This is a genomic window from Candidatus Methylomirabilota bacterium, assembly GCA_035936835.1.
Taxonomy (GTDB): domain Bacteria; phylum Methylomirabilota; class Methylomirabilia; order Rokubacteriales; family CSP1-6; genus AR37.
Map to the genome: position 1 here is coordinate 1 of DASYVT010000128.1, position 9856 is coordinate 9856.

Below are 9856 nucleotides of genomic sequence, written 5' to 3' on the forward strand. Positions count from 1 at the left end.
ATGCCGACCATCCCGAAGGGCTCGGGCCACACCGAGGGCATCACCACCACGCGCGCGTCCGCGTAGGCAGCCTGGAGGTCAGCCCCATCGAGCCACCCGCGGAACTCGATCCGGTCGGCCGCACCGAGTCGGCCGGCCAAGCGCTCACTTGCCGCCCGCTCGGGTCCGTCTCCGGCCACGACCAGTTTCCAGCGCGAGCCCGACTGGGCCGCGGCCCGGATCAGCCGGTCCAGCCCCTTCTGCTTCACGAGACGCCCCACGAAGAGGACCGCCTCGCCCCGGTCCGGCTCTGACAGGAGAGGGAGCGCGGTGAACGGCGCGAGCACCGAGACCGACTGCCGCTCATAGCCCGACTGTGCCATGCACCGTGCCTGGTAGGTACTCAGCGCGAGGAATCGGACACTGCGGTGAGAGTCGAGCATGCCGCGGCAGCGACGGTACGAGTCCAGGAGCGCGCGCGGGCGCACGCTGTTGCAGTGGGTCAGAAACGCCGAGACGATGCACCCTCGGCCGAACGGGCGCTCGCACACTGTGTCCAGGACGGGCAGGTATCGCGCCGCCCCGGGGCAGTAGAAGCTGTGATTGTACACGCCCTGGACCACGGGGGCGTGGAGACGGCCCAATCGCAGAAGCTCTCCAGTTCCCGCGCCGTGTATGTGGATGATATCCGGCAACTCCTCCTCGAAGATGCGGCGCAGGGTTGCCAGAACCCGCTCGGTGACGCGCGGCTCGAAGCAGCCCGGCACTTCGTAGGCGCGCCGCCCACTCCTCACAGTGGAGCCCGGGTACTGGTGCACGACGACGTTGACGACCCCCTGCTCTTCGAGCGCGTCCAGGGCGTTGAAAAGAATCGTCTCCACGCCACCAACCCGGGCGTAGTGATTATTCAGGTGGAGAACCTTCACGCCGCGCGCTCCACCGTCCGAGCGGCGATGACGAGCTGCCCCTCCGCCAAACGCTTCGCCAGGGCGGGGACGGCGAGACAGAGCCTGTCGAGATGGGCGGTGAGACTCAGAGGCAGCCAGCCCGTAAGAAGCCGGAACTTGATCCGGCCGGTCACCCACGGCGTCGCGAAGTACTCGTGGTAGACCTCCCGCAGCCCGGCCTTTCCGGCCTCCCGCGCGAGCTCCGACCACGTGAGCAGGTAGAGATGGCCATCCGCATCCGGCTGGAACTGTCGCGCCTCGAGCGAGGATCGGTCGGCGACTTGGGACAGGGTGGGCACATGCGTGAGCAGCCGGTCGCCGTTGGGCGTCGTCACGATCAACAACCCCGCCGCGCCCAGCAGGGCACCCAGCCGCTCCAGAAGCGCATCAGGGTGTGCGACGTGCTCGATAACCTCGCCCAGCAGCACGATGTCGAACAGCCCGCGGAACGGCAACGCATCGGCGCTGGCGTTGACCCAGTGGACGCGCCCGCGCTCGTACTTGAGCCGAGCGTAGCGGAGGAACCCCGGTCGCAGGTCGACCGCGAAGACACGGTATCCCCGCTCGGCCAGGGTCAGGCTGAAGTTCCCCTGCGCACAGCCGACGTCCAGCACAGCAAGCTCCCCAGGCCCCCGGCCGAGGGCTGCCGCGCACCGCTCCACGGCAGCCAGCACCGCCTCGAAACGGGAGACGTACATCCGGTGCGAATTGGCGCGCGGATCTCCCGAATTGAGCTCGAGCCGGTCGTGCTCGTACAGAAAGAGGAAATCGGACTCCGACAACTGATCCGGCCCGGGGATGCGCATCGCCCTAGCGTCGGCCGGCGCCGATCAAGGCATCGCGGTACCAGGCGATGGTTCGGCGCAGGCCTTCCTCGAGGCCGACGCGCGGCTGCCAGCCGAGCACGCGCTTGGCCTTGGCCGCGTCGAGCCACTGGCGATCGATCTCACCCGCAAGCGTCCCCGTCCCGAGCACCTCGGGGACCAGATCCGGACGTCCCGCCAACTCCAAGATCAGCCGGACGAGGTCGAGCACACGCACCGGAGTGCCGTGCCCCGCGTTGAACGCCTCACCCCGGGTGTCTTCGATCCGCTCGGCGAGCAGCAGGGAGAGATCGACCACGTCGTCGATGTAGACATAGTCGCGCTCGGGTGACCTATCGCTCCGGGTGCTGGGCCGCCGCCCCTCGAGCGCCGCGCGCACCGTCTCGGGCACGAGGCGCGAAAAGTTCAGGTCGCCGGGGCCGTAAATGTTGGCGAACCGCGTGACCACCGCCGGCACGCCCCAGATCGCGTAGTAGCAGCGGGCGAGGAGATCGGCGCACGCCTTGGAGACATCGTAGGGGTACTGGGGCAGGAGCGGCAAGTCCTCGCGGTACGGCAGGTCGGTGTGGCTCCCGTAGGCCTTGTCGCTCGACGCAAACACCACGGCGCGCACGGCCCTCGAGGCGCGGCAGGCCTCGAGCAGATTCCAGGTCCCCTCGATGTTGGCCTTGAACGTGCGGAGCGGTTCCTTGTTCGCAGTCTCGACAAAGGCCTGGGCGCCCAGGTGATACACAACCTCGGGCTCGTATTCCGCGACCGTCCAGTTCAGGAGGGCGGCGTCCTCGAGGCTGCCGCGGACGACCGTGACGCGACTCTCGAGCCCGGGCCGGTCGAGGCTCGCGTCCGGCAGCTCGTCCCAGACCAGGCCGACCACCCGAGCCCCCAGAGCGGCCAAGCGGGCACTCAGCACCGAGCCCACGAAGCCCGTGAGGCCCGTGACCAGGACCGGGCGGTCCTTCCAGGACGCCTCCCGGCTCACCACACCCGCCACGGGGGCTCCCCGGAGACCCACAGCTCGTTGAGCGTGAGGGCGTCCTTGTAGGTGTCCATGCAGGCCCAGAAGCCCGTGTGGCGAAACGCCATGAGTTGGCCGTCCTTGGCCAGTCGCTCGAGCGGGGCGCCCTCGAGGACGTCGTCGTCGGCCAGGAAGTCGAAGAGTTCCCACCGGTAAACGAAGAAACCCCCGTTCACCCAGTCGTCGAGCACCGGTTTCTCGTCGAAGCGCGTGATCTGCCCGTCGTCCCGCACGTTGAGGATCCCGAAGGGAAGCCTCGGCCGAACGGCGGTGACGGTGCCGATGCGTCCGTGAGCGGCATAACGCCCCGAGTCGGCGGATATCCACGTCGGCGACGCCGTCGCCGTAGGTGGCCATGAAGAATTCGTCGCCACCGATCAGCGGTGCGATGCGCTTGAGGCGCCCGCCGGTTCGGGTGTGCTCGCCGGTGTCGGCGAACGTGATGCGCCAGGGTTCGGTCGCCCCGCTGAAGTACTCGCGGATCGCATCACCCCTGCTGCCTAGGCACAGGATGAACTCGCTCACGCCGTGCGCCGCGTAGATCTTCATGATGTGCCAGAGGATCGGGCGGCCGCCGATCTCGATCAGCGCCTTGGAGAGCGACTCGCCGTGCTCTCCCAGGCGTGTTCCCTTACCTCCGCAAAGGATGGCCAGTTTCATCGTCTCGTCCTTCGATCTTGGTCTTCGTTTCCTGCTGCAGAGTTCTACAGAGGATACTTCCGCCGCACGATGTAGGAGCAAGCATAATGCCAGAAAATTATATCCGAAAGGTGTGTACTTTCCGTGAGATTTTCACGTTTATCCATAGTTACTTACCGGCGGAGTCCAAAATCGGAGAACCGCGTCAGCGGCATTGGAAGACTCGAAACTACAAAAAATGGCACTCTTGCCTCCACAAAAAGAGCGGTTCTGTCGCAACGTGGAGCCTCAAGGGAGTACGGCAACCACCTGCCTGGCTGGTGTAGAGCCGAGTTGCGCCCTGGAACGTCATGACGCCGTGGAAAATCGAACGAGCCCAACTCCGTGCCGGAAAAGGCTGAAACTGGTATCCGGGGATCCTCAACGTCCCGATTGGCATCGCCGGGCGCTCGAGAATGGCATATCTCCTGCATACGTGCGTCATAGAGGATTGAATTCGACCTGACCGGCCTGCTGCCGGCGATGAGCAAGGACGCGAATGATCAAGGCAGTCACGATGGACTTCTGGGGAACACTGCTGCTGGACAGCCCCGCCGCCGACGAGCGTTATCGGCGCGAGCGGCTCGTGCGCATCTCCGAGGTGCTCACCGAGCGCGGCATCGAGGTGCCCATCCCGGCTCTCGCGCGGGGCTACGAAGAATCCCGCCGTCAGTTGACGAAGGTGTGGCGCGAGCTGCGCGATGTCCCCGTCGAGCGGCACGCGACGCTGCTGCTCCAGGCCGTGGACGTCGCGCTGCCCGGACGGCTCGGCGCGGGCGGTCTTGCCGCGGTCACCTGGGCCTACGCGAGCCCCGCCCTCGACGCGCCGCCGCCCGTCGATCCCGGTGCCGCGGCCGCCCTCGAGGCGCTCGCCGAACGGGGCATCGCAGTCTGCCTCGTCTCGAACACGCTGCGAACGCCCGGCGCGGTGTTGCGGCGGATCCTCAAGAACGAAGGCCTGCACGAGGCGTTCACGAGCATGGTCTTCTCGGATGAGTGCGGCATTCGCAAGCCGGCTTCCGGTATCTTCCATCAGGCTCTCAGCCGCCTCGGGGTAGCCCCCCAGCACGCCGTACACGTGGGCGACGACGCCAGGCTCGACGTCGAGGGGGCACGGCTGGCGGCTATGCGGGTCATCCAGGTCGGTGGTGACCGGGCCTGCGACACTCTGCCGGACGCCTTCATCCAAAGCCTGAGCGAGCTGCCCGCAGCCCTGGACTGGCTCGAGGCGCCCTGGAGTTCCCGGAGCGTGGCGTTGGGAACTTTGACACAGACTACCGGATTCCGGTAGTCTACGGTCCCTTATGCTCACTCCCTGCCGCCCTGCCGTCCTCGCCGCAATCCTCCTTGCCCTCGTCACGTGCGGGCTTGCCCTCGTCACGTGCGGGACACCAGGGACCGTTTCGGCCCAGCCTGCGGCAAAGAACCAGACCTTGATCGCCGCCGTGACGAGCAATCCCGCCGCCGCCCCGCAGCTCACGGCGCGGGAGGTGGCGGCAGGTGCGCCCGACAACGCGGCGCCGATCGTGGGCGAGGTGGTGGGCCTGCTCCCGTCGGGCCAGCGCCTGTTCCTGGCACCGCTCGTCGTCTCGGCTGCCATCGCGACGCTGGTCGCGCCGCAGCGGCGACCGCAGGCGCCCGCGATCGCCTGCGCGGCGATCCGGGCCGTGCCGGCCGCGGAGCGGAACGCCGTGGTGCCCGCCATCGTCGCGGCAGCCGTCGCCATGGCGCCCTCGGCCCGCCTGCAGATCGTGGTCTGCGCGACCGATGCCGTCCCACGGCTGGCCGCGGCCATCGCCGCCGCCGGGCTGCCTCCCGTCCAGGCACAGCTGGCCTCGCCACCAACCTCGCCCCCGCCCGACAGCACGATCGGGCGGGATGTGCTCTTTCCCATTCCGCAGACCTGCGCCAGCGCGCCGTGCCCGTGACGGGCGGACGGCCATCACCCCTGTGGACTCACACCACTGACCGTGGAGGCGCGACTATCGCAAAACTGGTTTAGTCGGTTGGCCCGGCGCAGCAGCCTGCGCTCGGCGGCCTCGGCCGCAATGTGCCTCGCGGCCTTTCTGCCCACCCCGGCGTGGGCGCTCAACTTCGAGGAATGGGTCAGGGGACTGACCGTCACGCCCTTCCTATCTGAAAAGGTCGAATACGAGAGCAACGTGTTCCAGACGCCGAACAGAGCCAGGAGCGACACGGTCTTCAAGACCATCCCGGGTTTCCTGGCGGAGCTGTCGCGGCGCCCGCTCAGCGCGAGCGTCGGCTACCGCGCCGAGATCCTCAACTACGTCACGCTGACCGGCCAGAACACCACGAACCACTTCGCCGTAGCGCAACTGAAGCTCGACATGCCGCGGCTCACGCTCCAGTTGCGGGACGACTTCACCGAGACGACCAGCCCGCCGGGCAACGAGCTCACCGGGCCGGTCAAGAGCGAGACCAACGTGCTCGCGCCGACGGCAGAATACCGTCTGACCGAACGCTTCTCCGCGAGCGCGAACTACGCGTGGACGCACCTCCACTTTCCGGCCAATTCCGCGGCCGCAAGCTCGTCCAACGCCCAGCAGAACCAAGCCGTGCAGCAACTGGACAGCGATTTGCAGCTCGGCGGCGCCACGCTGTGGTGGAAATTCCTGGCGAAGTCGGACGTCGGCCTGAGCCTCCAGTACGGCGTCCAGACCTTCAACAACGACTCCAATCGCGACAATCGCCAGGAGATCGTCGCACTCGTGCTCCGCGGCGACGTGACATCGAAGCTGTCGTCGACCTTCAGGATCGGCATCGAGCGCTGGGAATCGGTCAACGGCACCGTCCCGGGCTACACCGGCCTCATCATGGGCGGCGGCTGGATGTTCCAGGCGACCGAGCGCACCCAGTTCACCCTGAACACAGACCGGAGCCCGCAGCTGTCCGTCTTCGAGAGCGCCCAGTACTACATCAACAGCTCGGCGTGGCTCGGCGTCCGCCACGAGTTCCCATCGCGCAAGGTCGCGTTCTGGCTCCGGACGGGCGCCGGCGAGGACGCGTACACCACCAAGCAGCTCACGGCCAACGGCGTCACGACCAAGTACCGCCAGGACACGCTGGTCGGCGCGGCCCTCGGCCTCGACTACGCCATCCAGCCGTGGCTGCGCACGGGTATCGAGTACTCCTTCAAGCAGCGGACGTCGAACTTCTCCCAATTCAACTATGACGACAGCAAGATCTCTGGTAGGATTACCCTGGAGTTCTAAATAAAGACTTCCAGAGCCCTGCTTCCGCTCCTGCTATTCGCGAGCCTCGCGCTCGTTTGGGGTCCGGCTGCCCGGGCGCAGGAGTACGTCATCGGCGCCCGCGACGTGCTCAAAGTCACGGTCTGGGGTCAGGACGACCTCACCAAGGAATACCTGGTTGACCCGGATGGCTACGTCTCCTTCCCGTTCATCGGGCGGGTCAAGGCCACGGGGCTGACGCCGACGGCGTTCGCCGCAGAGCTCGGAGCCAAGCTCGAGAAGGACTATCTCGTCAACCCGCAGGTGCTCGTCTCGGTCAAGGAGCATCTCTCGCAGAAGGTGCACGTCAGCGGCGAGGCCGAGAAACCGGGCGTGTACTACTTGAGCGGGCCGACCACGGTTCGCGACATCATCACCCGCGCCGGCGGGCTGTCGAGGTTGGCGGGCAGCCAGATCGTGCTCCTGCGGGCGGAGACCCTGCGCGGGTTGGAGGGCAAGGGCCCCGAAGCCGGGACGTTTCGGCTCAGTGTCGCGCGGGTGCTCGCGGGCGACTCTGCCGAAAACGTCGCCGTGGCAGACGGCGACACGCTCGTGGTGCCCAAGGGCAACACGTACTTCGTCTTCGGCGAGGTCAGGAAGCCGGGCGCCTATCAGCTCGACAAGGACACCAACGTGCTCGAAGGGATCACGCTGGCCGGCGGATTTACCGACAAGGCGGCGCCGGGTCGTGTTCGCGTTATCCGCAGCACCCCGGGCGGCCAGCAAGTCATCAGCGTGGACATGAACGACGTCATCAAGGGGGGCCGGCGGGACAAGGCCATCCCGCTCCGCGAGAATGACGTCGTGGTGGTGCCCGAAAGTTTTTTTTAGTCACGGAGCCAAAGGTGAAGGGGTTTGCCCCGAAATAAGCTCATGAACAGCGAGAGAGGCGAATCGAACGCGGACGTTCACCTGAAGGACCACCTCCGTCTGCTCCTCAGGCACCGGTGGCTCATCACGGCCGTCTTCGTCGTCACGGCGGTCACGGGCACCGTGTGGACATTACTGCAGACCCCGATCTACCAGGCCGCCGCCACGGTGCTCATCGAGCCGGAGCTGCCCAAGGTCCTCAACATCCAGGACGTCACTTCGATCGGTTCGGGCGCGATGGAGTACTACCGCACCCAGTACGCGCTCATGACGAGCCATCCGGTGTTGCAGAACGCCGTCGACGCGCTCAAGCGCGGCAACCGCACCGCGGCTCTCGCGGCGTTGGGCGCGGGCCCCGACCCGCACGTGAGGCCCACGGTGCTGCAGAACGTCGTCGACGCGCTCAAGCGCGGCAACCGCACCGCGGCTCTCGCGGCCTTGGGCGGGGGGCCCAACCCAAACGTGAGCCCCACGGGCTCGGTGTCGGTCGAACCCGTCCGCAACACCCAGCTCGTGCTCGTGCGCTTCGAGCACCCCGACCCCGCCGTGGCGGCCGAGGTGGCGACGGCCGTCGCCCAGGCGTACGTCAAGTACAACCTCGACGCCAAGCTCAAGGGCACGCGCGACGCGCTGGCCTGGCTCAACGATCAGATGTCCGGGCTCAGGAAGAAGGTCGAGGACTCCTCGACGGCGCTGCAGAACTACCGGGTCAAGGCCGGTATCCTCGGCATCCAGGAGCAGCGGGCGCTGACCCAGCAGAGAGGCCAGGAGGTCAACCGGACGCACCTTGAGGCGCAGGGCCAGCGCCTCTCCCTCGAAGGCAAGCTGAACGCGCTCAACCGCATCGCGCGGGAACAGGCCACGACCGAGAACCTGTCGACGGCCGTGGGCGATCCGCTGATCCGCAAGCTCGCGACCGAGCTGGCGGAGCTGCAGCTGCAGCGGTCCAAGCTCTTGCAGACCTACAAGGAGCGCCACCCAGAGGTGCTCAAAGTGGACGCGCAGATCCAGCAGCTGACCCAGCGGCTGGACGCCGACATCCGAAAGGCGCTCCGCTCCCTCGAAACCGAATACCGCGTCGCGAAGTCGCGCGAGGACTCGCTCCTGAGCTCCGTCACCCGCCTCCGCACCGAGGGACAGCAGCTCAACGAGAAGGAGATCCAGTACGGCACGCTCCAGCGCGAGCAGGAGTCGAACCAGCAGCTCTACGAAGCCGTGCTCAAGCGCGTGAAAGAGACCGGCGTCCAGGGCGGGCTCGACAGCAACAACGCGCGCGTGGTCGAAGAGGCTACCGTGCCGGGGGCGCCGGTCCGCCCGCACAAGCAGCTCGCGCTCCTGATGAGTCTGATGCTCGGGCTCGGGCTCGGCCTCGCGGCGGCCGTGACGGTCGAATACTTCGACACGAACGTCAAGTCGCCGGAGGACATCGAGCGCGCCCTCGGGCTGCCCGTCATCGCCATCGTACCGGCCTTCGAGGTCAGGCGCTTGATGGCCCACAAGCGCCCGGCGCCTGCGGAGGCGGCCGGCATACCGGGCATCCTCATCGCCGAAACGGCGCCCAAGTCGCTCGCGGCTGAGGCCTACCGGACGCTGCGCACCAACATACAGTTCGCCGGCCTCGACCGGCCCTGCCGGTCCATCGTCATCACCTCCGCGACGCCGTCGGAGGGCAAGACGACCACCGTCGCCAATTTCGGCGTCGTCTGCGCCCAGGCGGGCTCGCGCGTCTGCGCCGTGGACGCCGACCTGCGCAGGCCGTCGTTCCACCGCGTCTTCGGCATGGACAACAAGCGCGGGCTCACGACGGCCCTCCTCGAGGGAAAGACGCTGGCGGACGTCGCCGTGCCGACCCGCGTCCCTGGACTGTCCGTCGTCGTGAGCGGCCCCCTGCCGCCCAACCACGCCGAGCTGGCGGCTTCGCAGCGGATGCGGGATCTGCTCGAGGCGGGCGCGCGCGACTTCGACCTCATCCTCTGCGACACGCCGCCGGTGCTCTTGGTCTCGGACGCGGTAGCGCTCTCCGCGCGGTGCGACGGCGTCATCCTGGTGGTGCGCGTGGGCGGGGTGTCCACCGCCGCCGCGCGCCGGGCCGTCGAGCAGATCGCCGCCGTCAAGGGCCGCATCCTGGGCGTGCTGCTCAATGCGGTCGACATGCGCCGCGACGGCTACTACGCCGAGCACCAGCGCTACTACCATGCCTACTACGGCAGCGACTCCAAGGGGTGACGGCAGGGCGGCACCGCTCGGGTCCGCCGGCATCCTTCTCCTCTCCGTCGCGCTGCTCTGGCCCGC

At 67.6% G+C, this 9856-nt stretch carries 9 protein-coding genes and 1 pseudogene; 5 read left to right on the forward strand and 5 right to left on the reverse strand.

Annotated elements, in window-relative coordinates; translation table 11 throughout:
• The 5 genes and pseudogenes from VGV06_10850 to VGV06_10870 form a co-directional block, all read right to left on the reverse strand.
• Positions 1 to 905, reverse strand: a 905-nt coding sequence (locus tag VGV06_10850) for a glycosyltransferase family 4 protein (GenBank protein HEV2055654.1), incomplete at its 3' end; no start/stop codon positions are given.
• Positions 902 to 1732 carry a methyltransferase domain-containing protein gene (locus VGV06_10855; protein ID HEV2055655.1) on the reverse strand — a complete coding sequence of 277 codons (831 nt, stop codon included), beginning with the start codon at positions 1730 to 1732 and terminating at the stop codon, positions 902 to 904. The genes VGV06_10855 and VGV06_10850, both read right to left, overlap by 4 nt.
• A 4-nt stretch (positions 1733 to 1736) precedes the next feature.
• The gene (locus VGV06_10860) at positions 1737 to 2729 is read right to left on the reverse strand and encodes a GDP-mannose 4,6-dehydratase (protein HEV2055656.1); all 993 of its coding nucleotides are present in this window, start codon (positions 2727 to 2729) and stop codon (positions 1737 to 1739) included.
• Positions 2726 to 2998: a sugar phosphate nucleotidyltransferase gene (locus VGV06_10865; GenBank protein ID HEV2055657.1), complete on the reverse strand. Its 273-nt coding sequence runs from the start codon at positions 2996 to 2998 to the stop codon at positions 2726 to 2728. The genes VGV06_10860 and VGV06_10865 overlap by 4 nt, the downstream gene beginning before the upstream one ends.
• A 289-nt stretch (positions 2999 to 3287) precedes the next feature.
• Positions 3288 to 3425: pseudogene (locus VGV06_10870) on the reverse strand (NTP transferase domain-containing protein).
• A gap of 517 nt (positions 3426 to 3942) precedes the next feature.
• Between VGV06_10870 and VGV06_10875 the strand changes: the two are divergent.
• From VGV06_10875 to VGV06_10895, 5 genes are all read left to right on the forward strand, one after another.
• On the forward strand, positions 3943 to 4734 hold the full coding sequence (locus VGV06_10875; GenBank protein ID HEV2055658.1) for an HAD family hydrolase: 792 nt from the start codon (positions 3943 to 3945) through the stop codon (positions 4732 to 4734).
• Positions 4735 to 4747: 13 nt separating this feature from the next.
• The gene (locus VGV06_10880) at positions 4748 to 5371 is read left to right on the forward strand and encodes a hypothetical protein (protein HEV2055659.1); all 624 of its coding nucleotides are present in this window, start codon (positions 4748 to 4750) and stop codon (positions 5369 to 5371) included.
• 120 nt (positions 5372 to 5491) lie between these two features.
• Positions 5492 to 6676 carry an outer membrane beta-barrel protein gene (locus VGV06_10885; protein HEV2055660.1) on the forward strand — a complete coding sequence of 395 codons (1185 nt, stop codon included), beginning with the start codon at positions 5492 to 5494 and terminating at the stop codon, positions 6674 to 6676.
• Between the two features lie 30 nt (positions 6677 to 6706).
• Entirely contained in the window at positions 6707 to 7525 is an 819-nt protein-coding gene (locus tag VGV06_10890; protein HEV2055661.1) for a polysaccharide biosynthesis/export family protein, read from the forward strand.
• Between the two features lie 42 nt (positions 7526 to 7567).
• Positions 7568 to 9790, forward strand: a complete 2223-nt coding sequence (locus tag VGV06_10895) for a polysaccharide biosynthesis tyrosine autokinase (protein ID HEV2055662.1) — start codon at positions 7568 to 7570, stop codon at positions 9788 to 9790.
• Positions 9791 to 9856 lie beyond the last annotated feature (66 nt).